The 26,565-nt window shown below is 55.0% G+C and carries 24 protein-coding genes and 1 pseudogene; 18 read left to right on the top strand and 7 right to left on the bottom strand.

Features of this window, described 5'->3' with window-relative positions:
- Nucleotides 1-16: 16 nt before the first annotated feature.
- A complete protein-coding gene (gene pspF, locus CTZ24_RS10660) occupies nucleotides 17-1,012 on the bottom strand; it encodes a phage shock protein operon transcriptional activator (protein WP_208723499.1) in 996 nt (331 codons plus the stop codon).
- A 163-nt stretch (nucleotides 1,013-1,175) separates the two neighbouring features.
- On the opposite strand from pspF, the gene pspA reads away from it, so the two are divergent.
- The 7 genes from pspA to tyrR all read left to right on the top strand — a co-directional run bounded on the left by pspA (nucleotide 1,176) and on the right by tyrR (nucleotide 6,944).
- Nucleotides 1,176-1,841 (top strand): phage shock protein PspA, encoded by a 666-nt coding sequence (pspA, locus tag CTZ24_RS10655; protein ID WP_021183125.1) that lies wholly within the window; start codon nucleotides 1,176-1,178, stop codon nucleotides 1,839-1,841.
- A 42-nt stretch (nucleotides 1,842-1,883) separates the two neighbouring features.
- On the top strand, nucleotides 1,884-2,111 hold the full coding sequence (pspB, locus tag CTZ24_RS10650; RefSeq protein ID WP_013509216.1) for an envelope stress response membrane protein PspB: 228 nt from the start codon (nucleotides 1,884-1,886) through the stop codon (nucleotides 2,109-2,111).
- Nucleotides 2,108-2,467 (top strand): envelope stress response membrane protein PspC, encoded by a 360-nt coding sequence (gene pspC / locus CTZ24_RS10645; protein ID WP_021183126.1) that lies wholly within the window; start codon nucleotides 2,108-2,110, stop codon nucleotides 2,465-2,467. Before pspB ends, pspC begins: the two co-directional genes overlap by 4 nt.
- Before the next feature lie 14 nt (nucleotides 2,468-2,481).
- Nucleotides 2,482-2,730, top strand: coding sequence for a phage shock protein PspD (gene pspD, locus CTZ24_RS10640; RefSeq protein ID WP_021183127.1), 249 nt, complete (start codon nucleotides 2,482-2,484; stop codon nucleotides 2,728-2,730).
- Nucleotides 2,711-4,096: a YcjX family GTP-binding protein gene (locus CTZ24_RS10635; RefSeq protein WP_208723498.1), complete on the top strand. Its 1,386-nt coding sequence runs from the start codon at nucleotides 2,711-2,713 to the stop codon at nucleotides 4,094-4,096. The genes pspD and CTZ24_RS10635 overlap by 20 nt, the downstream gene beginning before the upstream one ends.
- Nucleotides 4,093-5,166 carry a TIGR01620 family protein gene (locus CTZ24_RS10630; RefSeq protein WP_208723497.1) on the top strand — a complete coding sequence of 358 codons (1,074 nt, stop codon included), beginning with the start codon at nucleotides 4,093-4,095 and terminating at the stop codon, nucleotides 5,164-5,166. Before CTZ24_RS10635 ends, CTZ24_RS10630 begins: the two co-directional genes overlap by 4 nt.
- A 212-nt stretch (nucleotides 5,167-5,378) precedes the next feature.
- Nucleotides 5,379-6,944: a transcriptional regulator TyrR gene (gene tyrR / locus CTZ24_RS10625; RefSeq protein ID WP_021183131.1), complete on the top strand. Its 1,566-nt coding sequence runs from the start codon at nucleotides 5,379-5,381 to the stop codon at nucleotides 6,942-6,944.
- A gap of 89 nt (nucleotides 6,945-7,033) precedes the next feature.
- Here the strand turns inward: tyrR and tpx are convergent, their stop codons facing one another.
- A complete protein-coding gene (gene tpx, locus CTZ24_RS10620; protein WP_021183132.1) occupies nucleotides 7,034-7,537 on the bottom strand; it encodes a thiol peroxidase in 504 nt (167 codons plus the stop codon).
- 153 nt (nucleotides 7,538-7,690) lie between these two features.
- On the opposite strand from tpx, the gene ycjG reads away from it, so the two are divergent.
- Nucleotides 7,691-8,677: an L-Ala-D/L-Glu epimerase gene (gene ycjG, locus CTZ24_RS10615; RefSeq protein WP_208723496.1), complete on the top strand. Its 987-nt coding sequence runs from the start codon at nucleotides 7,691-7,693 to the stop codon at nucleotides 8,675-8,677.
- Here the strand turns inward: ycjG and mpaA are convergent.
- Nucleotides 8,646-9,359 (bottom strand): murein tripeptide amidase MpaA, encoded by a 714-nt coding sequence (gene mpaA, locus CTZ24_RS10610; protein WP_208723495.1) that lies wholly within the window; start codon nucleotides 9,357-9,359, stop codon nucleotides 8,646-8,648. The two genes, ycjG and mpaA, sit on opposite strands and share 32 nt — an antisense overlap.
- A 224-nt stretch (nucleotides 9,360-9,583) precedes the next feature.
- Here mpaA and CTZ24_RS10605 point away from each other — a divergent pair, with 224 nt between their 5' ends.
- The 3 genes from CTZ24_RS10605 (at nucleotide 9,584) to CTZ24_RS10595 (ending at nucleotide 12,768) form a co-directional block, all read left to right on the top strand.
- Nucleotides 9,584-11,203, top strand: a complete 1,620-nt coding sequence (locus tag CTZ24_RS10605; RefSeq protein WP_208723494.1) for a peptide ABC transporter substrate-binding protein — start codon at nucleotides 9,584-9,586, stop codon at nucleotides 11,201-11,203.
- 117 nt (nucleotides 11,204-11,320) lie between these two features.
- Nucleotides 11,321-12,304, top strand: a complete 984-nt coding sequence (gene zntB / locus CTZ24_RS10600; RefSeq protein ID WP_021183136.1) for a zinc transporter ZntB — start codon at nucleotides 11,321-11,323, stop codon at nucleotides 12,302-12,304.
- Nucleotides 12,305-12,621: 317 nt separating this feature from the next.
- Nucleotides 12,622-12,768, top strand: a complete 147-nt coding sequence (locus CTZ24_RS10595; protein WP_021183137.1) for a hypothetical protein — start codon at nucleotides 12,622-12,624, stop codon at nucleotides 12,766-12,768.
- A 50-nt stretch (nucleotides 12,769-12,818) separates the two neighbouring features.
- On the opposite strand, the gene ttcA is transcribed toward CTZ24_RS10595, so the two are convergent.
- Together ttcA and CTZ24_RS26700 are read right to left on the bottom strand one after the other, a co-directional pair.
- A complete protein-coding gene (ttcA, locus tag CTZ24_RS10590; RefSeq protein WP_021183138.1) occupies nucleotides 12,819-13,754 on the bottom strand; it encodes a tRNA 2-thiocytidine(32) synthetase TtcA in 936 nt (311 codons plus the stop codon).
- A 58-nt stretch (nucleotides 13,755-13,812) separates the two neighbouring features.
- Nucleotides 13,813-14,041, bottom strand: a pseudogene (locus CTZ24_RS26700) (site-specific integrase); the annotation flags it as partial.
- Here CTZ24_RS26700 and CTZ24_RS10585 point away from each other — a divergent pair.
- The 4 genes from CTZ24_RS10585 (at nucleotide 13,976) to CTZ24_RS10570 (ending at nucleotide 18,388) form a co-directional block, all read left to right on the top strand.
- Nucleotides 13,976-14,254, top strand: a complete 279-nt coding sequence (locus tag CTZ24_RS10585; RefSeq protein WP_208723493.1) for a hypothetical protein — start codon at nucleotides 13,976-13,978, stop codon at nucleotides 14,252-14,254. The pseudogene CTZ24_RS26700 and the gene CTZ24_RS10585 sit on opposite strands and share 66 nt — an antisense overlap.
- Before the next feature lie 272 nt (nucleotides 14,255-14,526).
- The gene (locus CTZ24_RS10580; protein WP_021183140.1) at nucleotides 14,527-16,659 is read left to right on the top strand and encodes a TonB-dependent siderophore receptor; all 2,133 of its coding nucleotides are present in this window, start codon (nucleotides 14,527-14,529) and stop codon (nucleotides 16,657-16,659) included.
- A gap of 183 nt (nucleotides 16,660-16,842) precedes the next feature.
- A complete protein-coding gene (locus CTZ24_RS10575; RefSeq protein WP_208723492.1) occupies nucleotides 16,843-18,048 on the top strand; it encodes an FAD-dependent oxidoreductase in 1,206 nt (401 codons plus the stop codon).
- A gap of 139 nt (nucleotides 18,049-18,187) precedes the next feature.
- Nucleotides 18,188-18,388, top strand: coding sequence for a DUF2767 family protein (locus CTZ24_RS10570; protein WP_013509199.1), 201 nt, complete (start codon nucleotides 18,188-18,190; stop codon nucleotides 18,386-18,388).
- Between the two features lie 39 nt (nucleotides 18,389-18,427).
- Here the strand turns inward: CTZ24_RS10570 and nifJ are convergent, their stop codons facing one another.
- A complete protein-coding gene (gene nifJ, locus CTZ24_RS10565; protein WP_208723491.1) occupies nucleotides 18,428-21,955 on the bottom strand; it encodes a pyruvate:ferredoxin (flavodoxin) oxidoreductase in 3,528 nt (1,175 codons plus the stop codon).
- 349 nt (nucleotides 21,956-22,304) lie between these two features.
- Here nifJ and CTZ24_RS10560 point away from each other — a divergent pair, with 349 nt between their 5' ends.
- Entirely contained in the window at nucleotides 22,305-22,577 is a 273-nt protein-coding gene (locus CTZ24_RS10560; protein ID WP_021183143.1) for a putative hemolysin, read from the top strand.
- 15 nt (nucleotides 22,578-22,592) lie between these two features.
- Here the strand turns inward: CTZ24_RS10560 and CTZ24_RS10555 are convergent, their stop codons facing one another.
- Nucleotides 22,593-23,585 (bottom strand): 2-hydroxyacid dehydrogenase, encoded by a 993-nt coding sequence (locus CTZ24_RS10555; protein WP_208723490.1) that lies wholly within the window; start codon nucleotides 23,583-23,585, stop codon nucleotides 22,593-22,595.
- 164 nt (nucleotides 23,586-23,749) lie between these two features.
- Here CTZ24_RS10555 and CTZ24_RS10550 point away from each other — a divergent pair, with 164 nt between their 5' ends.
- Nucleotides 23,750-26,371 (top strand): YdbH family protein, encoded by a 2,622-nt coding sequence (locus CTZ24_RS10550; protein WP_208723489.1) that lies wholly within the window; start codon nucleotides 23,750-23,752, stop codon nucleotides 26,369-26,371.
- On the top strand, nucleotides 26,368-26,556 hold the full coding sequence (locus CTZ24_RS10545) for a YnbE family lipoprotein (protein WP_013509194.1): 189 nt from the start codon (nucleotides 26,368-26,370) through the stop codon (nucleotides 26,554-26,556). Before CTZ24_RS10550 ends, CTZ24_RS10545 begins: the two co-directional genes overlap by 4 nt.
- Nucleotides 26,557-26,565 lie beyond the last annotated feature (9 nt).

The following is a 26,565-nucleotide window of genomic DNA, read 5'->3' as shown; positions in this document are numbered from 1 at the left end:
CGGACATGCGCGGGAGTTAACCTTCGTCCCGCACCTGAATCCCGTGTTTTTTCATCATTGCCCGTAGCTGGTGATAGGTCACCCCCAGCAAGTCGGCCGCACGGCGTTGATTATATTTCGCCTCTGCGAGGCTGCGATCAACCAGTTGGCGCTCCTGCTGATTTTGCCATTGACGCAAATCGAGTGGCAGGGCAGGCACGCCACTTTCTCCACTGACCACATCGGGCGCAGGCGTATTTCGTGGCGCAAACGGATTGATAATGATGTTATCCAGTTGAGTGTCGACGCTGTGATGGCGATAAACCGAACGTTCCACCACGTTTTTCAGCTCTCGCACGTTTCCCGGCCAGCCGTAATTTAATAGCGTCTGCTGCGCCTGTTCGGTGAAACCGGGAAACAGCGGCAAGCCCAGTTCACGGCACATCTGAATCGCAAAGTGCTCCGCCATCACCAGAATATCGCTGCGCCTTTCGCGTAGCGGCGGTAGCTGCACCACATCAAACGCCAGTCGATCCAGCAGGTCGGCGCGAAATTTTCCCGCCGCCGCCAGCGCAGGAAGATCCTCATTGGTGGCACACACCAGACGTACGTTTACCTGCAACGACTGGTTGCCACCCACGCGTTCCAGTTGGCCATATTCAATCACCCGCAGCAGTTTTTCCTGTACCAGCATCGGTGCTGTCGCCAGCTCATCCAGAAATAATGTGCCACCATCGGCACGTTCAAAGCGGCCAAGATGGCGCTTTTGTGCGCCGGTGAATGCCCCTGCCTCATGGCCGAACAATTCAGAGTCGAGCAGGTTTTCATTTAATGCGGCACAGTTCAGGGAGACAAACGGGCCTTGCCAACGGTCGGAGAGAAAATGCAGGCGGCTGGCAATAAGTTCCTTGCCGGTGCCGCGTTCACCAATCACCAGCACCGGTTTTTCCAGTGGGGCAAGGCGGGAAACCTGTTCCAGCACTTCAAGAAAGTTGTTAGATTCGCCCAGCAGGTTATCGTTGCCATTCGCCATGATGAATTTCACTATCAGTTAATCAATTTCACTACCTTAAGGGAAAAAGTGGGGAGTGTAAAATAATCAATTGCAGTTAATTCAATAAGATAAAAACTGGCACGGCTTTTGTATTAGTGATGAGCGCCTGGCGCCAACCTATGACACTTAGAGGAACATCATTATGGGTATTTTTTCTCGTTTTGCCGACATCGTGAACGCTAACATCAATTCGCTGCTGGAGCGCGCCGAAGATCCGCAGAAACTGGTACGCCTGATGATTCAGGAAATGGAAGACACGCTGGTGGAAGTGCGTTCCACCTCAGCCCGGGCGCTGGCAGAGAAGAAACAACTGCTGCGCCGCATTGAGCAGGCAGATATTCAGCAGGCCGAATGGCAGGAGAAAGCCGAACTGGCGCTGCGCAAAGATAAAGATGACCTGGCGCGTTCGGCGTTGATCGAAAAACAGAAATTGACCGATTTAATCGCGGCGTTGCAGCAGGAAGTGACGCAGGTAGAAGAGACGCTGGAACGGATGAAAGGCGAGATTGGTGAGCTGGAGAAAAAACTCAGCGAAACCCGTGCCCGTCAGCAGGCGCTGACCCTGCGTCATCAGGCCGCCTCTTCATCGCGTGATGTACGTCGCCAGCTCGACAGCGGCAAACTGGATGACGCGATGGCACGTTTCGAATCATTCGAACGTCGTATCGACCACATGGAAGCCGAAGCTGAAAGCCAGCGTTTTGGTAAGCCGAAAAGCCTGGACCAGCAATTCGCAGAATTGAAAGCTGATGACGAAATCAGCCAGCAGTTGGCTGCACTGAAAGAAAAAATGAATCGCGGCGAATAATTGGGCTGCCCCCGCGACCGGTTAAATGATTAAGGAGAGTCAATGAGCGCACTTTTTCTGGCCATACCGCTGACCATCTTCGTGCTGTTTGTCGCACCGATTTGGTTATGGCTCCACTACAGCAACAAACGCAACGGCGGTGCGGAGCTATCATCAAACGATATGCAGCGTTTGCAGCAGCTGACCCAGGATGCACGCCGGATGCGCGAGCGTGTTGAAGCACTGGAAGCGATTCTGGATGCAGAACACCCGAACTGGAGGCAGCCATGAGCGGAAACAGCCTGAAGGGGCGCAAGCTGTGGCGTATTCCTCAGCAGGGCAAAGTGCGTGGCGTCTGCGCGGGCGTGGCCGAGTATCTCGACATTCCGGTGACGCTGCTGCGAGTGATTGTGGTGTTGTCGATGTTTTTTGGTTTGTTCGGCTTCACCCTGATCATCTACTTTATTCTTGGCTTTGTGCTGGATGTAAAACCCGATGATGAACCGGCTGACCGCGCGCCGAGCGCCAGCCAGTTGTTGGATGAGCTGGATGACGCGCTCAAATTCGATGAACGCCATGTGCGGGATATTGAACGCTACGTCACCTCGGAAACATTCAGTGTGCGTAGTCGTTTTCGTCAAATCTGATGCTGGAGGTTGCCTTGTCTGACCAACGTTTTTCTACTCTGCGCCGCCGCGCAGCACCGGCGTTGAAGTCGGCGGGGAAATTTATCATTATCAGTGCAGTCACTTACGCGCCTGGCGGCATTGCGGGCTGGGCGGTAAAATCGGTGGCGCGTCGTCCGTTACGTCTGTTACTGGCGGTCGCGCTGGAACCGTTGCTGAGCAAGGTGTTTAACCGCCTGTCAGCACGCTTCATCAGGGAGAGCGATGAAAAGACTGCAAAATGAATTGATGGCGTTGGTGAATCGCGGTGTCGATCGTCATCTGCGCCTTGCCGTGACCGGTCTGAGCCGTAGCGGCAAAACCGCCTTTATTACTTCGCTGGTTAATCAGCTTCTCCATGTCCACAGCGGCTCCCGATTGCCGCTGTTCAGCGTGGTGCGCGAAGAGCGTCTGTTGGGCGTGAAACGGGTGCCGCAGCGCGAATTGGGTACGCCGCGTTTCACCTACGACGAAGGCCTGGCCCAGCTCTATGGCACGCCGCCCATTTGGCCCACACCTACCCGGGGTGTCAGTGAAATCCGTCTCGCGCTGCGCTATCGTCCGGATGAATCGCTACTGCGGCATTTCAAAGATACCGCCACGCTGTACCTGGAAATTGTCGATTATCCGGGAGAATGGCTGCTCGATTTACCGATGTTGGCACAGGATTATGCGGGCTGGTCGCGGCAGATGCTCGGTTTGTTGCAGGGCGATCGCGCGATATGGGCGCAGCAGTGGCGCAGCCTGTGTGCCGATCTCGATCCCTATGCTCCTGCTGATGAAAACCGGCTGGCGGCGATTGCCGCTGCCTGGACCGATTATCTGCATCAATGCAAAAACCAGGGTCTGCATTTTATCCAGCCTGGCCGCTTTGTTTTACCGGGAGACATGGCAGGCGCACCGGCGTTGCAGTTTTTCCCGTGGCCGCAGGTGGAGGACATCCAGCGCCAGGCCCCGGCAGGCAGCAACTACGCGATGTTGCAGCAGCGATTTAACTACTATTGCCAGCATGTGGTGAAGGGCTTCTACAAGCATCATTTTCTGCGTTTTGATCGTCAGATTGTCCTGGTCGATTGTTTGCAACCGCTGAACAGCGGGCCGCAGGCGTTTAATGACATGCGACTGGCACTGACGCAACTGATGCAGAGTTTTCATTACGGTCAACGCACGCTGTTTCGCCGCCTGTTCTCCCCGGTGATCGATAAGTTGTTATTCGCAGCCACCAAGGCCGATCACATCACCGCCGATCAGCACGCCAATATGGTGTCGCTGTTACAACAACTGGTGCAGGATGCGTGGCAAAACGCGGCGTTCGAAGGTATCAGCATGGATTGTCTTGGCCTTGCCTCAGTGCAGGCGACCGAGAGTGGGCTGGTGGATCATCGGGGCGAAAAACTGCCAGCGCTGCGCGGGCATCGTCTTGAAGATGGCGAAGCCCTGACATTTTATCCCGGCGAAGTGCCGCCACGTTTGCCCGGCCACAGTTTCTGGCAGCAACAGGGATTTCAGTTTGAACAGTTCCGGCCGCAGCAGCTCGATGTTGATCGTCCGCTGCCGCATATTCGCATGGATGCCGCGCTGGAATTTTTACTGGGAGATAAATTGCGATGAACGATGAAACACCGTTAAAACCGCGGATTGATTTTGCCCGCCCACTGGAAAGCAACGTGGAGAAACCACTGCGTGCCGCGCAGACCTTCGACGCTGATGCCGAAGGAGCCTTTCTTGCTCTGCGTGAAGAGGAGCCGCTGGAGGAGGGCGCGGGTGAAAAAGCGGTGGAAGCCGCCCTGCGTCCGAAACGCAGCCTGTGGCGCAAAATGGTGGGGGCAGGCCTGGCGATTTTTGCTGTCAGCGTGGTGGCCCAGGGGGTGCAGTGGATGCATGATGCCTGGCTGACGCGCGACTGGTTTGCGCTGGGCAGCGGCGTGGCGGGTGGCTTGATTGTCGCTGCGGGTGCCGGAGCGTTGGCTGGTGAGTGGCGTCGGTTGTATCGCTTGCGCCAGCGCGCGGAGGAGCGCGATGTGGGGCGCGAGTTGCTGCACAGCCACGGCATCGGTCAGGCGCGTGCGTTCTGTGAAAAACTGGCGCAGCAGGCCCAACTCGATCAAGCGCATCCGGCGTTGCAACGCTGGCACGCGGCGTTGCATGAAACCCATAACGATCGCGAGATCGTCACGTTGTATGCCCAATTGGTGCAGCCAGTGCTGGACCGCCAGGCACGGCGCGAAATCAGTCGCCATGCCGCAGAAGCGACGCTGATGATCGCCGTCAGCCCGCTGGCGCTGGTGGATATGGCGTTTATCGCCTGGCGCAACCTGCGGCTGGTGAACCGCATCGCCACTGTTTACGGCATTGAGCTGGGCTATTTTAGTCGTCTGCGTTTGTTCCGTCTGGTGTTGCTGAATATGGCGTTTGCCGGTGCCTCTGAACTGGTGCGCGAAGTGGGTATGGATTGGGTGTCACAGGATATTGCCGCTCGCCTGTCAGCCCGAGCCGCACAGGGGATTGGTGCCGGGCTGTTGACGGCACGCCTTGGCATCAAAGCGATGGAGCTGTGCCGCCCGCTGCCGTGGCTGGAAGATGATAAACCGCGACTGGGTGACTTCCGCCGCGAGCTGATCGGCCAGTTGAAAGAAACCCTGAGCAAAAGTGAGGGCAAAGCAGGGCAGAGTGCTAAATAATCGCTGCCTGCTCACCTTTCACACTAAAAAGTCTGTGAAAGGTGAGATTTTCTTTGTTAATTGTGATTTTTGACGGGATTAATCGTGGTTGTTCCGTTACAATTTTGCCCATCGCCTGCCTCTGACTGTCAACTTTTCCTGACAGGCCCCTTCTGAGGCGTCGCAAGTTAGCGTATTATCACTAAAATCGAAACCTGATTAAGGCCATCGCAATGCGTTTGGAAGTTTTCTGCCAGGACCGTATCGGTCTGGCGCGCGAGCTGCTCGACCTGCTGGTTGCACGCAATATCGACCTGCGCGGCATTGAAATTGCCCCGCTTGGCCGTATCTACCTCAACTTTTCTGCCCTGGAATTCGAATCTTTCAGTTCGCTGATGGCGGAGATCCGCCGTACACCTGGCGTGACAGACGTTCGTACCGTGGCGTACATGCCGTCAGAACGCGAGCACCGTGCGCTCAGCGCCTTGCTGGTGGCGATGCCGGAGCCAGTGCTGTCTATCGACCTGAAATGCAAAGTCGAACTGGCTAACCCGGCAGCACAAAACCTGTTTAACCTCGACGAACAAAAGATCCGCAACCAGAATGCCGGTTCCTTAATCAGCGGTTTTAACTTCCAACGCTGGATTGAAAACGATCGCGTGGAAGCGGAAGTGCAACATGTGGTGATTCAGGGGCGTGATTTCCTGCTGGAAGCACGGCCAATCTATCTGGCGGAAGAAGAGGGGCAGAGCGATCAGCCGGTTGGCGCAATGATCACCCTGAAATCCACCGCCCGCATGGGACGTCAGTTGCAGAATCTGACTGTGACGGATGAATCGGAGTTTGATCATATCGTCGCGGTGACGCCGAAAATGCGTCAGGTGCTGGACCAGGCGCGCAAGCTGGCGATGCACGATGCCCCGTTGCTGATTGTTGGTGACACCGGTACCGGCAAAGATATGCTGGCGCGGGCCTGCCATCTGCGCAGCGCGCGCGGCAAGAAGCCGTTCCTCGCGCTGAACTGCGCCTCGTTGCCCGATGACGTGGCGGAAAGTGAACTGTTTGGTCACGCCGCAGGCGCTTATCCCAATGCGCTGGAAGGCAAAAAAGGATTCTTCGAGCAGGCTAACGGCGGTTCGGTGTTGCTGGATGAAATCGGTGAGATGTCACCGCGTATGCAAACCAAACTGCTGCGCTTCCTTAACGATGGTACTTTCCGCCGGGTGGGTGAAGAACACGAAGTGCATGTGGACGTGCGCGTGATCTGCGCGACGCAAAAGAATCTGGTGGAACTGGTGCAGCGCGGCGAATTCCGTGAAGACCTGTTTTATCGTCTCAACGTGCTGACGCTCAATCTGCCGCCGCTGCGTGAGCGCCCGCAGGATATCCTGCCGTTGACCGAGATGTTTGTCGCGCGCTTTGCCGATGAACAGGGGTTGCCAAGACCTCGGTTGTCACCGCAACTGACTGCTTTCCTGACACGCTACAGTTGGCCCGGCAACGTGCGACAGTTGAAAAACGCGCTGTATCGCGCGATGACGCAGTTGGAAGGATACGAGTTGCGCCCACAGGATATCGTCCTGCCGGAACAGGCGTTGGATGTGTCCATGGGGGAAGAGGCGATGGAAGGTACGCTGGATGAGATCACCAGCCGTTTTGAGCGTTCAATCCTGACGCGGCTGTATCTTTCTTATCCCAGTACGCGCAAGTTGGCGAAACGACTCGGTGTATCGCATACCGCGATTGCCAACAAGTTACGTGAATACGGCTTGAGCCAGAAGCGTAACGACAGCGAATAACCGGGAATGATCCCGTAACGGTGCGATTTATCGCGCGATTCTTTATCAGACGCGCGATAAATCGCGCCGCTACGGGTCAGTGCCGTGACTTAGTTCAGTGCAGCCAGCGCCGCATCGTAGTTCGGCTCGCTGGTGATTTCGTTCACCAGTTCGCTGTAAATCACTTTATCGTTCTCATCCAGTACCACCACCGCACGGGCGGTCAGGCCTTTCAGCGCGCCATCGGCAATCGCCACACCGTAATCTTCTTTAAATTCTGCACCGCGCAGCGTTGACAATGTCACCACGTTATTCAGGCTTTCAGCACCACAGAAACGTGACTGCGCAAACGGCAGGTCAGCGGAGATGCACAGCACCACGGTGTTGTCAGCTTTGCCAGCCAGTTCGTTGAACTTGCGCACAGAAGCGGCACAAACGCCGGTATCAATGCTCGGGAAAATGTTCAGGACTTTACGTTTGCCTGCATACTGAGAAAGGGTCACATCAGCGAGATCTTTAGCTACCAGAGAGAACGGTTTAGCCTGTGCGCCTGCCTGTGGGAACTGGCCTGCTACTGGCACCGGGTTGCCCTGGAAGTGAACATTCTGAGACATACGATTTCCTTTTAACGATGAAAAAATCTGACTTTTACTTGGTCAGAACAGGTATAGCCGTTGTTTATGACATATTTTTTAAGGGTTTTCGAGGGCAAATCGTAGCGGAAACTGCGCCAGCTCGCATTTAAGTGATGGATTTAAGGAGAAATAATGAGAAAGGTGAAAAGTTATCCGGAAGCCTGGCCGCTGCATTCCCCTTTTGTGATTTCGCGTGGTAGCCGCACCGAGGCGCAGGTGGTGGTGGTGGAAATGGAAGAAAATGGCGTTCGTGGCATCGGTGAGGCCACGCCTTACGCGCGCTATGGCGAAAGTGAAGCCTCGGTGCTGGCGCAGATTGCCTCAGTGCTGACGCCGTTGCAGAACGGTATGACGCGCGCGGCGTTACAGCAGGCGCTGCCGGCTGGCGCAGCACGTAACGCGATTGATTGCGCCCTGTGGGATCTGGAGCGCCAGCAACAGCAGCAAAGCCTGGCTGAGTTATGTGGCGTCACTCTGGCATCGCGCATCGTCACCGCCCATACCGTCAGCATCGATACCCCTGACGCTATGGCCAGTAGCGCGCTGGCGCTGTGGCAACATGGTGCGCAGCTTTTGAAAATAAAGCTGGATAATAACTTTATCAGCGAACGTCTGGTCGCCATTCGCAGCGCGGTGCCGGAGGCCACGCTGATTGTCGATGCTAACGAATCGTGGCAGGCAGAAGGTCTGGCGGCGCGCTGCCAGTTGCTGGCCGACCTCGGGGTAGCAATGCTGGAGCAACCATTGCCCGCGGCGCATGACGCCACGTTAGCGAATTTTATCCACCCGCTGCCGATTTGCGCCGATGAAAGCTGCCACACGCGTGACAGCCTGGCAGCCCTGCGCGGGCGTTATGACATGGTGAATATCAAACTGGATAAAACCGGTGGCCTGACGGAAGCGCTGGCGTTGGCGGTCAGTGCGCGGCAGCAGGGCTTCGCTATTATGCTCGGCTGTATGCTGTGCACCTCGCGTGCAATTCGGGCGGCCTTACCGCTGACGCCGCTGGCGCAATTCGCCGATCTCGACGGCCCCACCTGGCTGGCCGCAGATGTGGAACCGTCGTTACACTTTGCCAACGGTGTGCTTATGCCTGCGGCTGCCAGCGTAGCAGATTGATCATGGTTTCCAGATAGACTTCGGTGGCTTCGTCCACCGAAATCGGTGGCATTTCGGCGGTGATGCACAACAGGCCGATATCGTCGCACCAGCTACCGAAGGAGCCTGGCGTGGCATAACCGACGCTGCTCACCACCGGCAATTGGGTTTGCTGCGACAGCCACTGCGCCAGCTCGCTGTGATGGGGATCATCAATGCAGGCGAGCGGTTCATGCCAGGTCACCACCCAGCGTGGTTTAAGTTGATGGATTAGCTGGCACAACGCCTGGGTTTCCGGTTCGGAAGAGGGATGCTCTCCAGTCGACAACACCACATCGCGCTCATCCGCCACGCTATTCCAGCGATACACGGTGTCACCGCTTTGCCAGTTGGCGGCCGGGAAATTACGGTTGAGATCGACACCGCGTGCATTGGCGCGCAGCCCAAGCTGACATCCGTCAGGATTCACTGCCAGAATAACGTGATGACGGCGCAGGGATTCCGGCAGGGTACGCATGGCGCCGGACAAGGTGGCGACCGCCGCGTTCTCATCGCCGTGGGTACCGGCAATGATCAAACCGCTATCGGCGTCTGCCGCTGGCGCAGGAAACCACAGTAGCGGGGCACCCAATACCGATTGCCCATATTGTTGCCAGACAGCATCCAGCGTGCCGCGCAACGGGCGCGGGTGTAGTGACGACATAAGCAAACTTCCTCGTAGCAGCGCGGTTTATCGCGCGTGTTTTAATGTGCCAACAATTCCCGACATGACGCGAAGTGTGACCGTGGCTCCAGCCTCAACATAACGGTAAACAGCACATCAGAAAATAGCTATTTATCAATCATCAATCTGCGATAAAGTGCCAAAAGTCGCTGGCGGCGCCTCCCTTTTTCGCAGCCGCCTTTTTTCGGGTAAAAGGAGTGGTGATGAAAATAGCGTTTCGCAAGACCCTGGCTGCCTTAATGGTTATCGGTGCTATCACACCGGCGTTGGCCGCTTCCGTGCCATCCGGGGCGCAGTTGGCCCCGGTGCAGGAAATCGTGCGCCACATCAAAGATGAACCCGCCTCGCTCGACCCGATGAAAGCCGTCGGTCTGCCGGAAATCCAGGTGATGCGTGACCTGTTCGAAGGACTGACCAATCAGGATGCGCAAGGTCATATCGTGCCGGGTGTGGCGCAAAGCTGGAGCAGTAACGACAACAAAACCTGGATTTTCAACCTGCGTAAAGATGCGCGCTGGTCCAATGGTGATCCGGTCACCGCCCAGGATTTTGTTTACAGCTGGCAGCGCCTGGTTGATCCGAAAAACAGCTCACCCTCCGCCTGGTTCGCGGCCCTGAGTGGTATCGAAAATGCCGAGGCCATCACCAAAGGCCAGATGAGTGCCGATAAACTTGGGGTGACGGCACTGGATGGCAATCGACTGAAGGTGACATTGTCACGCCCGGTCCCCTGGTTCCCAAGTATGGTTGCCAATGCCGCTTTGTTTCCGGTGCCTGAAAAAGTTATCGCCGAATCCGGTGATGGCTGGACGGCGCCGGGCAAGCTGGTCGGCAATGGTGCCTATCAGCTTCAGTCGCGGGTGGTGAACGAGAAAATTGTGCTGGTGCGCAACCCGCATTATTGGGATGACGCCCATTCGGTGCTGACTAAAGTCACCTTTATCCCCATCAATGAAGAATCAAGCGCCACCAAACGCTACCGTGCCGGTGATATCGATATCACCGAATCCTTCCCGAAAAACATGTACGCGTTGTTGAAGAAGGAGCTGCCGGGTCAGGTCTATACCCCGGACCAGCTAGGCACTTACTATTACGCCTTTAACACCGAAAAAGGCCCAACGGCGGATGTACGGGTGCGCAAAGCGCTGACATGGACTATCGATCGCCGCATCATCGCGGAAAAAGTGTTAGGTACCGGTGAAAAACCGGCCTGGCATTTCACGCCGGATGTCACCGCAGGTTTTACCCCGCAGCAGAGCTATCTGCAACAGCACAGTCAGCAGGAGTTAAACGCTCAGGCCAAAGCGCTGCTGAGTGCCGCCGGGTATGGTCCGGCTAAACCGCTGCACCTGACGTTGTTGTATAACACCTCAGAAAGTCACCAGAAGATCGCTATCGCGGTGGCGTCGATGTGGAAAAAGAATCTGGGGGTTGATGTCACGCTGCAAAACCAGGAGTGGAAAACCTACATCGACAGCCGTAACAGCGGTAACTTCGATGTGATCCGTGCCTCCTGGGTGGGAGATTATAACGAACCGTCCACCTTCCTCAGCCTGCTGACCTCCAGTCATACCGGTAATATCGCGCGTTTCCGTAACGCGGATTATGATGCGGTGATGGCAAAAGCCAGTAACGAGACGAGCGCGCAGGCGCGTAATCAGGACTACAACCGCGCCGAGCAAATTCTGGCGATGCAGGCCCCGATTGCGCCGATTTATCAGTACACCAATGGGCGTCTGATTAAGCCGTGGGTGAAGGGCTACCCGATCACCAACCCGGAAGATGTGGCCTACAGTCGCGAACTGTGGATTGCTAAACACTAAGTTACCTTTCTGGCGGCCTTTCTGGCCGCCTGTCATGTTTGCTCACAGCCTGAAGATTGCAACTCGTCGCCGCCACGCTAGACTGTATCGTATTGATTTTGATAGAGAGGCGAGTACGTGAACGTCATTGAAGGTAAAGCATTGCAGGTTTCGGATGCCATTGTGGCTTGTCAGCTTGACGGTCAGGGGGGATTGATCGCCATTGAGGACACTGACGTCGTCAATTGTGAGCGCCCCTGCTGGTTGCACCTCAATTACACCCAGCAGCAAAGCGCTGAATGGTTGCAAAACACCCCGTTAATTCCCGACTCGGTGCGTGATGCGCTGGCGGGCGACAGCATGCGCCCGCGTGTTACTCGTCTGGGTGATGGCTTTATGATTGTGCTGCGCAGTGTCAATCACAACAGCGACTCGCGCCCGGACCAACTGGTGGCGATGCGGGTGTTTATTAATGACAAACTGATTGTCTCGACGCGACGTCGCAAGGTGTACGCGATTGATGAAGTGCTTACCGATCTGCAAAACGGTAACGGTCCGGTGGACGGTGGTAGCTGGCTGGTTGACGTTTGTGATGCACTTACCGATCACGCCAGCGAATTTATTGAAGAGATGCACGATAAGATTATCGAGCTGGAAGATGCGCTGATGGATCAGCAGATCCCACCACGCGGTGAGCTGGCGCTGCTGCGCAAGCAATTGATTGTGATGCGACGTTATATGGCCCCGCAGCGCGATGTCTATGCGCGACTGGCGAGCGAGAAACTCGGCTGGATGGATGATGATGAACGGCGGCGTATGCAGGATATCGCCGATCGCCTGGGTCGTGGACTGGACGATCTGGATGCCGGTGTGGCGCGCACCGCCGTGCTGACCGATGAAATTGCGTCGGTGATGGCGGAAGCGATGAACCGTCGTACTTACACCATGTCTCTGCTGGCGATGATTTTCCTGCCGACTACTTTTTTAACCGGCCTGTTTGGTGTCAACCTTGGTGGGATACCGGGTGGCGCGTGGCATATGGGCTTCAGCGTTTTCTGTTTTTTACTGCTGGTGTTGGTGGTGGGACTCGCCTGGTGGTTAAGACGGCGTAAATGGTTATAAGCGCATTGCGAATGTTAACAATGGGTTATCGAAAGGTAACTCGCTGTAAATTAAGGCCAGAAGGTCAAAAAAGCGGAAAAAAACTGATCGACGTCAATATCCGCAACCGACAACAGGGGCAAACTCTCTCTCGCAGGTGAATGCAACGTCAAGCGATGGGCGTTGCGCTCCATATTGTCTTACTTCCTTTTTTGAATTACTGCATAGCACATTTGATTCGTACAACGCCGGCTTATCCGCCGGCTTTTTTTTGCCCGTTTGCCAGTGCCGCTGACCTTTTCCTATGCTTAAAGGACATTCGCAACCAGGAGAAGGGCATGCAAACATTCCACGCCACCGATCCCATTCCAACCGATCCACCTCCCATCCCGGAGCCGATTCCGCGTCCACAACCGTTGCCGGAACCTGATCCGCCATACGATCCCGAATATCCACCGATCATCGATCCACCGCCACATCGTTAATAAAAAAGGCGCGTAGCCGAAGCGACGCGCCTTTTTTGTGCCGGGAGAAATTACTTAATCTGCAATACGTCGAGACGGGCGCTTAAATCGGGTGCGTCTTCCTCTTCCGGCTGCCAGCCCGCAGGTTGTACCGGCAGCGATTCGCGGTCAAACGCCAGATCGCCACCGTCAACCACCGCATCACCGTGCTGAATACCTTTGAAATCAAACAGATTGATATCAGCCATATGCGAAGGGACGATGTTTTGCATCGCGCTGAACATGGTTTCGATCCGTCCCGGATAGCGTTTATCCCAGTCACGCAGCATATCCGCCACCACCTGGCGTTGCAGGTTAGGCTGAGAGCCGCACAGGTTACACGGAATAATCGGGAACTGACGGGCTTCGGCAAAGCGGATGATGTCTTTCTCGCGGCAGTAGGCCAGCGGGCGGATCACGATATGCTTACCATCGTCACTCATCAACTTCGGTGGCATACCTTTCATTTTGCCGCCGTAGAACATGTTCAGGAACAGGGTTTGCAGGATGTCATCGCGATGATGTCCGAGCGCGATTTTAGTACAACCCAGTTCCGTCGCGGTGCGGTAAAGAATGCCACGACGCAGGCGTGAACACAGCGAACAGGTGGTTTTTCCTTCCGGGATTTTCTCTTTAACGATGGAGTAAGTGTCTTCGTTAACGATTTTATACTCAACGCCCAGTGCATCCAGATACGCTGGCAGCACATGTTCCGGGAAACCGGGTTGCTTCTGGTCGAGATTGACCGCCACCAGCGAGAAGTTAACCGGCGCGCTTTGTTGCAGATTGCGCAGAATTTCCAGCAGGGTATAGCTGTCTTTACCTCCAGACAGGCACACCATGATGCGATCGCCTTCTTCAATCATATTGAAATCGGCAATCGCTTCGCCCACGTTACGACGCAGACGCTTTTGCAATTTGTTCAGGTTGTACTGCTCTTTTTTTGTATTATCTTGATTATGTTGCATTATTTACTGTCTCAGCCAGCGATTTTCAGCAAAAGGGGCATGACGGGGGCACTATCCACTACCAGGCGACTGTAGCGTTCAGTATTTTAACCTGCTTGCTATTCATCTCTTCAATCCCCGTAGCATTAATCTGGTACACCCTCTGCGCATTCTCGATCCCCATCTGATTCGCAATAAACGACGGGACCGCACCTGCTGGCATCAGCCAGCAGGCAAAAAGTATGTCGCGTATGGTACGGATTACGGCGGCGAATGCCAGCACGTTTTATAGCAGCATTCCAGGCTGCCTCCGATCATGCTCGGTGCTGAAGGGTGACGTTGACGATAAGCCGTTTGGTAACGTGGAATACACCCTTGCAAAAAGTAATAAGTATCATTATCTTTCGCGATCTGCGCGCATAGAATGTAGTAGTAAAGCGAAAAATACAGGCAAAAAAAGCAAGGTCAATTTCAATTTGTCGATGATTGCCCGGCAAGGTGATCTTAATTTAAATCAATGAAATATAAGTATTTATTTGTATTGTTGACATCCATTTTTTTGCCAGGGAAGTGGCGGGGGCATCTGTAGCGGAAAAGCTAAAATTTATATTTACTACTACAATTCCTCATGTTTGAATGATTATCAATTACATTATCAACTGCGCCTTGTCTTGATAACAATACCGGACCTGCCGATCACGCACTTCCGCGCAACAACAGCCGGCAGCATGACAGGATTGCGTCAGAGTATGAAAAAACAGTTTGTGATAATTGCCAGGGAAAAAAATCAGAAATGAATGAATATAAAAATATTCAACACCACAAGCGCCCTTTGGGGAAAATATGGCTTGCGGTTTACAGTGGTGCGTTAATTTCTTCAGGTGGCAGCTATGCCGCTACCGACAATAATACCTTGACGGTGACTGCCGCCCAACAGACAGAACAACCCGACACCGGATATTCCAGCCCAACTACGTCGGTCGCCAGTAAAACGCCCACCTCTAAACTGAATGAAGCGCAGTCGGTGAGCGTGGTGACAAATAAACAACTGAGTGATTATCAATCCACCACCCTGTCCGATGCTATGCGTTTTGTTAGTGGCGCTGCGCAGGCGAATACGCTGGGCCAGACGGAAGATGGTATTGTTCGCCGCGGCTTTGGTTCAAACTCCGATGGTTCTGTGTTCCGTGACGGTATCCGTAGTAGCCAGGGACTCAATCTCGATGCCACCACGGATCACGTTGAAGTGTTGAAAGGGTCGTCTTCGCTGTTATACGGTATTTTAAATCCCGGTGGGATGATTAATGTCGTGAGTAAAAAACCGCAATATGAGTGGCACACAATTGTTGGTGGACACTACAACAGTACTGGAGGCGGTGCAGGAAATATTGATATTACCGGCCCACTGGGCAATGGTTTTGCTTTCCGTCTGATTGCCGAAAAACAAGCGCAGAACTACTGGCGCGGATACGGTAACGAAAAACATAATCTGCTGGCACCTTCATTACAGTGGTATGGCGAAAAAGCCAGTTTTAATATCAGCTATGAAAGTTATCAGTATGATATTCCGTACGATCGCGGCACGGCATTCATTAATGGGAAACCGATCAATATCGGTTATAAAACCCGTCTGGATGATTATTCCAACCATGCGTGGGGGCGTAATCAGACCTTCAACAGCTACTGGGATTATCAGTTCAATGACATTTGGTCGACCCGCGTTACCGTAGGGATGAACCAGCGCAAGTACAACAGCAATACCGTGACAACCACCGCCATTAATACAACCACCGGTGTCGTTACGCGACGTCCGGATGCCTTCCGCGGCTTTAACCACAAAACAAAATATGTTTCGTGGGATGCCATCGGGACGCCCGAAATATTTGGCATGACGCATAACCTGGTGGTCGGTACTGATTATGAAATGAACCAAACCTACCGGGCACACGCTTATAACGGTACAAAAAATACTGACTTCACTCTGAGCAACCCGGTTTATGGATTAGCAACCATCACCGACAGCAGTACGGAAAAAACTGCCGACAGTAATTTGCTCAATCGCATTCACAATCGCTCGGTCTATTTTAAAGACAATATTGACCTGACGTCGCAATGGACCGTGGTAGCTGGCGCTCGTTATCAGCACTTCGAACAACGTGAATCAAGAGGCAGTGATTCCACTCTGACTTATAGCGATGAAGGTAATAAGTTTTTGCCTCAAACAGGGCTGATTTATAAGCTGACACCGACAGTATCTTTCTATGGCAGTTTGAGTAAATCGTTTACGCCATCGACTAATCCGGATGACAACGGCGACGTTGAAGCACCGGAACAGGGTACGACCTATGAAGTCGGCAGCAAATGGCAGATGACACCGGCACTGCTTGCCACGGTTGCGCTCTACCGTATAGATGAGCGCAATGTTGCCTTAGCATTAAACGATGGAACCTATGCCGTAGATAAAGCTCGTTCCAGTGGCATTGAATTAGAGGTTAACGGTGAGATTTATCCTGACTGGGATATTAGCGCCAATTACAGTTACAACGAGGCGAAAATCGTTAACGATAAAACCGACCCGACTAATAATGGCAACCGTCTGCAAAACGCACCACGAAATTCTGGCGCGGTCTATTTAAGCCACGATCTGCGCTTCAATCTGTTGCCGGGCAGTTTCCGTATTGGCGGCGGGGTTCGTTATATGGGCACGCGTGCGGGTGATCCGAGCAACAGTTTCACCCTGCCTGCTTACACCGTCGCGGACAGTTTTATTGGCTGGGACAATCAACTGCTGGGTAAAAAAACGCATTTACAATTGAACCTCAACAACTTGTTTAACAAGCACTATTACACCTCAAGTGGCGGCAATTTGCGCGTTGCTGAAGGTGAAACGCGCAATCTGGTGCTCAGCGCAAGCGTCGAGTTCTGAGGCTGAGGTTCTTCACAGTTATTCCAAAATAGTTCAGGAATACCAAACGGCTCTGTTGGATAGGGAGCCGTTTATTATTACGACCATGACGTCATGGGTGGACATTAAGCCCGCAGCACCAATCGCTATACACAAATGATAATTATTATCATAAACTCTGGTGGTGCTGACCAAGGAGCGATAATGAAGCCTGAAGCGAATGCGATCCTGAACACCGATTGCTGCATTGTTGGCAGCGGTCCGGCCGGGTTGATGCTGGGGTATCTGCTGGTGCGTGCTGGTCTGCGGGTGGTGGTGATTGAAAAACATGCCGATTTTCTGCGTGATTTTCGTGGAGATACCATTCATCCTTCGACCCTGGAGATCATGCATCAGCTTGGTCTGGTGGAGGAACTGCTGCAACTGCCGCATCAGCGTGCCGAAAAGTTACAGGCGGAAATCGCCGGTCAGGAAGTGACGATGGCCGATTTCTCCCGCCTTCCCGTCCAGTACCGTTTTATCGCCTTTATGCCGCAATGGGATTTCCTCAACTTTCTCGCACAGCAAAGCGCGCGCTTTGCCGGATTTACCTTGCTGCAATCCACCACATTTGATCGCTTCATCGACAATCAGGGGCGCGTGGGTGGCATTCACGCCATCACCGAACAGGGGCCGGTGGAAATCCGGTCGCAGCTGGTGGTCGGCGCTGATGGACGAAACTCCGCCGTCCGTGCCGCTGCCGGGTTAACCAGCCAGGCGTTTGGTGCGTCGCGCGATGTGGTTTGGTTCCGGCTGGATAAGCAGCAGGGCGATCCCACCTGGGGTATGGGGCATAAAGGGCCACGGCAAAACTTTATCGTTATCGACCGGGGTGAGTATTGGCAATGTGGCTACACCATCCCCAAAGGAGAGTTTGCTGCGCTGCAAACGGCGGGTCTGGAGCCATTCAAGGCGGCGATTGCGCAAGTCGCGCCCTTTGATGTGGCACGACTGTCTCAGATTGACGACTGGCAGCAATTTAAGTTGCTGTCGATCCGTATTGACCGCCTCGATAGTTGGATGAAACCCGGTGTACTCTGCATCGGTGATGCGGCGCACGCCATGTCGCCGATTGGCGGTGTTGGCGTGAATCTGGCGATACAGGATGCGGTCGCCGCCGCCAATTATCTGACGCAGCCGTTGCGCAGGGGAGATGTCACCCTGCGTGACCTGGCGAAAGTCCAGAAGCGGCGTCAGTTCCCGACGGTGGCCACCCAGTTCCTGCAAATTAAAATGAGCAGCAATAAACGCAAGCCCGGTAAGAAAAGCCCGATGCCGACCCTTATCCGTCGTTTCCCGTTCCTGCGTTTTGTGTTTGGTCGCCTGATCGGGCTGGGATTCCGGATGGAGAAGCCGCGTTTTTCCGGTTAATTGCCGCTCAGAATAAAGATCAGCATTCTTTGCCCGAATTATTTGTGCATTTATTGATCTGCGCGAAGATTTTGCATGCGCCACGCTGACAGGATGAAGGCATGAGTTACTTTAGTTTCTAAAGGGTGAGGAGAGGCGGATGCAAACTTACGATATGGTTTTTGAAGAAGCGTGCCGGTTAGTCGGTCAATGTTACCTGGAACTGGCACAGCGTGGCGTGGCAACAGAAAAAGATGTGTTGGCAACGGAGTTACAAAATCTGCAACTCCGTTACCGCGAATTAACCGGTTCCCCCAACCGGGCGGTGGAGATGGCAATCACGCAACTCAAGCCCTGTTAATCATCATCAAGCCCGGCCATCTGTGCCGGGCTTTGTTTATCACTCGCTTTTCTCCGCTTTGCCAGCCAGCTCCGCTAACCGCTGATAACGTTGGTTAGCGGCCTCGCTGGCATCCCGCCACAACTGCGCAGCGGCTTCCGGTTGTTCGGTTTGCAACTGGCGGAAGCGCTGCTCATTCATCAATGCCTGCTCCAGCTCGGAAGTCGGTGGGCGCGAATCCAGTGACAACGCAGCTTTTCCCTGTTCCGCGCGTTGCGGATCAAAACGATACAACGGCCAGAATCCACTGGTGGTCAGCAGGCGCATCTGTTCATGGCTATACGCCAGGTCATAGCCGTGTTCTTCGCACGGGCTGTAGGCGATGATCAGCGAGGGACCGGGCCAGGCTTCGGCTTCCTGTATCGCTTTCATGGTTTGATTCAACTGCGCGCCGAGGGAAATCTGCGCCACATAAACATGCCCGTACAACAATGTCGCCATGCCGAGATCTTTACGTGCCTTGCGTTTTCCCTGCTCACCAAATTTGGTGACTGCGCCGAGCGGGGTGGCTTTTGACGCCTGACCGCCGGTGTTGGAATAACATTGCGTATCCAGCACCAGCACATTGACGTTCTCGCTCAGGCTCATCACATGATCCAGCCCGCCGTAACCAATGTCGTAGGCCCAGCCGTCTCCGCCGATTAACCACACCGATTTATCAACCAGCGCATCAGCCGCAGAGATTAACGCCTGAGTAGCGGCGTGCGGCGCATTCTTCAGCTCAGCACGTAGCTGACTAATCTGTTCGCGACGTTGTGAAGTGGTGACGTTGTCACTTTTTAGTGCCGCCACTAGCGCTGCTGGCAACGCAGAGGCGCACTGATCCAGCAAGCGCAGGGCACGCTGGCGCTGCTGATCAACACTCAGGCGGAAGCCAAGGCCGAATTCGGCGTTATCTTCGAACAGCGAATTGGCCCACGCCGGGCCGCGCCCTTCGGCGTTGGTGGTGTAAGGCGTGGAAGGCAAATTGCCGCCGTAGATGGAGGAGCAACCTGTTGCGTTGGCAATCAACAGTCGATCGCCATACAGCTGCGTGAGGATCTTGATATACGGCGTTTCACCGCAGCCGGAACAGGCTCCCGAATATTCAAACAGCGGGGTGATCAGCTGTGAGGTACGGATATCAATACGCTCCAGTTGTTCTGCGGTGATCTCCGGCAGGGCGAGGAACGCGTCATAATTGATTTTCTCCGTTTCAACGTGTTCCAGCCGCGATTGCATATTGATGGCTTTGATTTCCGGGTGCTGGCGGTCGCTGGCGGGACAGACTTCGACGCACAGATTACATCCGGTGCAGTCCTCGGGAGCGACCTGCAACACGTATTTTTGTCCGCGCATATCACGCGATTTGACATCCAGCGACGCCAGACTGGCGGGGGCACCCTCCAGCGCTTCCGGTGTCACGACTTTGGCGCGAATGGCAGCATGTGGGCAGGCGGCGACGCAATGGTTGCACTGGGTACACAGGTCGGGCTGCCAGATGGGGATCGCTTCCGCAATATTTCGCTTTTCCCACTGCGTGGTGCCGGTAGGCCAACTGCCATCCGGCGGCAGGGCGGAAACCGGTAACTTATCGCCCAGCCCGGCCAGCATGGCGGCGGTGACGGTTTTAACAAAGTCGGGGGCATTGTCGGCAACCACCGGTGGGCGATGTGGGCTGCTCGCATCCACCGCCTGCAACGGCACTGCTTCCAGCGCCTGTTGTGCCATTGCCAGCGCCTGCCAGTTACGCTGCACCAGCTCCTCGCCTTTGCTGCGATAACTGCGGGCGATGGCGTTTTGCAGTTCGGTCAGGGCGCTGTCGCCTGGCAGAATTTGTGTCAGTTGGAAGAACGCCATCTGCATTACGGTATTGATACGCGCGCCGAGCTGGCATTCCCGCGCAATTCGCGCTGCATTAATCACATAAAAACGCGCCTGTTTATCGTTGAGCTGCGTCTGTACCTCCTGCGGCAGGCGATGCCACACTTCATCGACGGCATAAGGGGTATTCAGCAGAAAAATGCCGCCTGGTTTCAGTTGATCGAGCATCGAATATTTGTCGATAAATTGTAATTGGTGGCAGCCAATAAAATCGGCCTGCTGAATCAGATAGGCCGACTGAATCGGTTGCTGGCTGACGCGTAAATGTGAAACCGTCAGGCCGCCCGCCTTTTTCGAGTCGTAAACGAAATAGCCCTGCACCTGCCACGGTGTGGCGTTGCCGATAATTTTCAGGTTGTTTTTGGTGGCACTGACGCTGCCATCGCTGCCCAGCCCGTAGAACAACGCTTCAAGATGGGCGCGATTCGGCACAATGTTGGCTTCAGGCGGCAACGAGAGATGGGTGACATCGTCATAAATCCCCACGGTGAAGCGTGCAGGCGGCTGTGGGCGTTGCAATGCACGGAACACCGCCAGCACCGCATCGGGAGCAAATTCTTTCGACGACAAGCCATAACGCCCGCCACACACCTGCGGCAGAGTGCTGCGTTCTCCACGACTAAAGGCTTCTGCCAGCGCGGTCATCACATCAAGAAACAGCGGTTCACCCAGCGCGCCAGGTTCTTTGGTGCGATCCAGCACCGCCACACGTTGCGTCGTTGTCGGCAACACGCTTAACAGATGTTGAGCCGAGAACGGTCGATACAGACGTACCTTGACCAGCCCGACTTTCTCACCGCGTTGTAGCAACTCATCAATGGCCTCTTCAGCGGTACCGCAGCCGGACCCCATCATGACAATCACCTGTTCCGCCTGCGGATGGCCATAAAACTCAAAGGGTTGGTAGCGGCGGCCAGTTTGTTCCGCAAACGCCATCATGGCGTTTTCGACATGTCCGGTGCAGGCGTCATACCAACGGTTGGTTGCTTCACGCGACTGGAAGTACGTGTCCGGGTTGGCCGAGGTGCCGCGAACGGTGGGGTGATCCGGCGTCAGGGCGCGGGCGCGATGCTGCGCAATCGCCTGCTGCGGCATCAGCGCCAACAATGTTTCGTCACTGAGCGGCACGATTTTGTTGATTTCGTGTGAGGTACGGAAGCCATCGAAGAAATGGATAAACGGGATGCGACTGTTGAGTGACGCCATCTGGGCGATCAGGGCAAAATCCTGCGCTTCCTGCACGCTGGAGGCGCAGAGCAGCGCACAGCCGGTCTGGCGCACCGCCATCACGTCGGAGTGGTCGCCAAAGATGGATAACGCATGGGTGGCGACGGTGCGTGCGGCGACATGCAGTACAAACGGCATCAATTGCCCAGCCAGTTTGTACAGGTTAGGGATCATCAGCAGCAACCCCTGCGATGAGGTGAAGGAGGTGGATAACGACCCGGTTTGCAACGCGCCATGCACGGTGGCTATCGCCCCCCCTTCGGATTGCATCTCAACCACGCGTGGCACATCGCCCCAGATATTGCGGCGGCCTTCCCCGGACCAGCCATCGGCCAGTTCAGCCATGGTTGAACTGGGGGTTATGGGATAAATGGCGATAACTTCGCTGGTGCGGAAGGCGACAGAAGCCACTGCGCCATTGCCGTCGACGGTAATCATAAATCGTCCTTTGCTTCGCTGAGAATGCCCGTAAACATTACGTCATGCTTTATCGCGCGATACGGATTGCCATAAAGTTTCCGGGGTTAATTATCTCAGTCTAGCAAAGCGGGCAGGCATCACTTTCTCATCCGTGTGATGTCAGTGGCTTGTCGCACCACTGACTAAGGTTGCTGCTTTTTACATCATGACGGGTGCGGATAAGAGGTGAAAAAAGGGTAATCAGGATAATTCTGGTTGCAAAGTGTGAAAGAAAATTTTGTAAAAAGCTGTGTCGCCTCTCGACCCCTTGCTGCACCTGACATATGCTGGTTCGAATTTTTCCCCCGAACCGCCCGGAGCCTGATCGATGAAAGCCGCTTCCTTCCTGCTGGCCGGTGTTGCGCTGTTACTTTCCGCTTGCAGCAGCAATAGTGATAATGAACCGCCACAACAGGCGACCGCTGCGCATATTCAACCGCAGGTGGTGATGTCGTCATTGGCTGAAACTAACTGTGCCAATGCCGGGGGAACACTGGCGTTTTCACGCCAGTTAGATGGTTCGCGCATCGGCATGTGCCAGATGGCGAATGGCCGTCGCTGCGATGAGCAGGCGCTGATCGGTGGAAGCTGCGCCCGCTAACGCAGGCGCCGGGTGTCAGGCTTTCACCTGGTTAGGGCAAGTTTCACCGCGTTCCAGCTGACCCAGATTGTTTAACGTGGTTTCGGAGATGGCGGTCAATGCTTCCGCCGTCAGAAACGCCTGATGGCCGGTAAACAGCACGTTATGGCAGGCAGAGAGACGACGGAACACGTCATCCTGAATGACATCATTCGATTTATCTTCAAAGAACAGATCGCGTTCGTTTTCATACACGTCCATCCCCAGAGAACCGATTTTCTGCTGCTTCAGCGCATCGATTGCTGCCTGTGAATCAATCAAGCCGCCACGGCTGGTGTTGATAATCATCACGCCATCTTTCATCTGGCTGAAGGCCGCGGCATTCAGCAGATGGTGGTTTTCTGGCGTCAGCGGGCAGTGCAGGGTGATGACATCCGATTGTGACAGCAGGGTTTTTAGATCAACATATTCGGCTCCCAATTCCAGTGCCTGGGCGCTGGGATAGGGATCAAACGCCAGCAGGCGCATACCAAACCCTTTCAGAATACGCATCGCCGCCACGCCAATCTTGCCGGTGCCGACGATCCCGGCAGTTTTACCGTGCATATTGAAGCCGGTTAAGCCATCCAGCGAGAAGTTCGCATCACGCGTACGTTGATAAGCGCGATGGATACGCCGGTTGAGCGTCATCATCAGGCCAACTGCATGTTCCGCAACGGCTTCTGGCGAATAGGCGGGAACACGCACCACCTGCAAACCGAGAGCGGCAGCAGCGTCCAGATCGACGTTATTAAAACCGGCACAGCGTAGCGCGATATATTTCACGCCCAGCGCAGCCAACTCCTCCAGCACCACTTTGCCGCCATCATCATTCACGAAGATGCACACCGCATCACAGCCTACGGCGTTCTTGGCTGTGGTTTCCGTCAGCAGAAAGTCGAAGAACACCAACTCGAATCCATAGCTGGCGTTAACATGTTCAAGATACTTCTGGTCATACTGTTTGGTACTGTAAACCGCAACTTTCATTGTTTCGCTCCTGAAAAATGGCATGTTGGCAGAGGACAGGATAACGTTTTCTGGTCGAAACAGCGCGCAATGATCGCATGCCACCGGGTAAAACCTTCATTTACCCGGTATAACATGCCATCATCTTCGTCAGGATTTTGTAAGGAACAGGAACGTTAGCTGCCATGACGCGGGGCCTTCGCCGAACACTTGCTGCGCTACTGGCGCTGATACTGCTGCTACTGGGACTGCTGCTGACGGTGACGCAATGGTTACCCCGGCTGGCAGGCATCTGGCTGCCGGAAGATACCCGCGTGGAGCTGAACGGCGCGCCAGGCTGGCAGCAGGGTGGCCTCTATTTCCCGGCAGTGCGTTACCTGGCGGGTGATTGTGAGCTGGCGAAAGTCAGCGATGCCATCCTCGGTTGGCACCAGCATCGCTGGCAACTGCACGCCCGCCAGGTACAACTCGACAGCAACTGCCTGCAATCGCTGCCGCAAAACACCACCCCGAACGATGCGCCACGTACGCTGGCGCAGTGGCAGGCATTGCTGCCCGGCGCGGATATCCACCTTGACCAACTGGTGTTGCTGCCGTGGCAGCAATATGCCGGGCAGTTTGATCTCACCCTGGATAAAACCGCGCAGCAACTGCGTTATCAGGGCGAGAATCTTACCGTTGACGCCCGTCTGCAAGGACAACAACTGCAACTCTCGCGGTTGACGCTAACGCAACCGTTGCTCCCCAAACCACTGGATCTCCAGGGTACGCTGACGCTGCCCACCTTTGCCGACGGCCTTCCGGTCGCGGGTGAGTTAACGGGGGATGCAAGTCTGAGCCAATGGCCGCAGCCACTGCGGCTGGCGCTGAACTGGCAGCAGCAGCAAGGGACGCTAACCGTGAGTCAGCAGGGCGACGATCAGCCGTTGCTGCAACTACCGTGGCAGGTCGATCAACAACACATTCGTATTACCCAGGGACACTGGCGCTGGCCACAGCCCGATCAGCCGCTGTCGGGCGGTCTGGCATTGACCTTAACCGACTGGCAGCAGGGACTGGATCACACCCAGGTTCAGGGACGATTTAACCTGCTGACACAAGGCAAAGGGGGCAAGGGCAACCTGGTGTTGAGTGTCGGGCCAGGGACGCTCAGCCTGAATAACAGCGCCTTGCCATTCCAGCTTACTGGCGAAAGCAAATTCGCCCGGTTGCAATTATATGGCGCCATCCCCGGCGAGTTGCAGGGGATGCTGACCGATCCGCAGCTGGTGTTGAAACCGGGTGCCTTGTTGCGCCTGCGTGGTCGGTTGTTGTCAACGCTGGAGGTGGATGAGGCGCGCTGGCCGCTGGCGGGCGTGACCCTGAGCAGCGAGGGGATCAACGGACGTTTGCAGGCGATTCTGCAAGCGCACGACCCCAGTTTTGGCCGTTTGCGGCTGCACCTCGACGGGCGCGCCACGCAATTCTGGCCGGACAGTGGACGCTGGAACTGGCGCTACTGGGGCGATGGCATGATGCAGCCGCTCAACGCTAAATGGGATGTCAAAGGGACCGGCAGTTGGCAGGATACCCTGATTAGCCTGGATACGCTGGACACCGGATTTGACCAACTGGCATATGGTATGGCGCAGGTGAGCAAACCGCGTTTGACCCTGACCGCACCGGTACGCTGGCAGCGCGATGCGCAGCAACCCAGCTTTGCTGGTGGCTTTGTGTTGAAATCCGGCCAGACGCATTTCAGCTATGGCGGCTGGCTGCCGCCGTCAGAGCTTGAGTTTGCGGCCAAAGGCAGCGACCCCAGTCAGTTTATCTGGCACGGCCAGCTTAAGGCGGGTGAGATCGGTCCGTTGCGGGTGAATGGTCGTTGGGATGGTGCGCGTCTGCGCGGCCAGGCCTGGTGGCCAGCACAATCACTGGCGGTATTTCAGCCGTTGCTCAGTAGCGATTTGAAGATGCGCATTCAGTCTGGTCAACTCCAGGCACAGGTGGCTTTCTCCGCCGCTACCGATCAAGGTTTCGAGGCGGGTGGTCACTGGACAGTGAAAAATGGCAGCGTCTGGATGCCGGATAGCGAAATCAACGGCATCGATTTCTCGCTGCCGTTTCGACTGAAGGCCGACCAGTGGCAGTTGGGACGACGTGGGCCGGTTTCTTTGCGCATTGCTGAAATAAAAAACCAGTTTGCCTTGCAGAACATCACTGCCGATTTACAGGGGCATTATCCGTGGCAGGAACGTCAGCCGTTGCGGCTATCTAACGTCAATCTTGACCTGCTGGGCGGGCATGTCAGCCTGCCAGATCTGCGCCTGCCACAGCACGAAGCGGCGCTGATTTCTCTGCGTGACATTGATCTCAGCCGCCTGATCACCGCCATCAAACCAAAGCAATTTGCCATGTCCGGCAAGGTGAATGGCGAGCTGCCGCTGTGGGTCAACAATCCGCGCTGGCTGATTGAAAAAGGCTGGATTGCCAATGGGGGACCACTGACGTTTCGCATGGATAAAGATATGGCCGATGCCATCACCACAAACAACATTGCCGCAGGCGCGGCGATGGACTGGCTGCGCTATATGGAGATCTCCCGCTCATGGGCCACGCTGGATCTGGATAACTTTGGCAATCTGACCCTGCAATCTGAGGTAAAGGGCACCAGCCAGTTCAGCAACCGGCGGCAGTCGGTCAATCTTAACTACCGTCATCAGGAAAACCTGTTCCAGCTGTGGCGCAGCCTGCGCTTTGGCGATAATTTGCAATCCTGGGTGGAGCAAAACGCCACCCTGCCATCCAAGAAGGATCCCCAACCATGAGCCTGAGGGCATTACTGGTGCTGGCAGCCGGGCTGCCGCTGATCGGCTGTGTGCCGCGCATTGAAGTTGCTGCGCCGAAAGAGCCAATCACCATCAATATGAATGTGAAAATCGAGCATGAAATCCACATCAAGGTCGATAAAGATGTGGAAGCGCTGCTGAAAAATCAGAGCGGTTTATTTTGAGGAGGGCAG

The organism is Pantoea phytobeneficialis (assembly GCF_009728735.1).
Lineage (GTDB): Bacteria > Pseudomonadota > Gammaproteobacteria > Enterobacterales > Enterobacteriaceae > Pantoea > Pantoea phytobeneficialis.
This window is presented reverse-complemented; position numbering and strand designations above follow the sequence as displayed.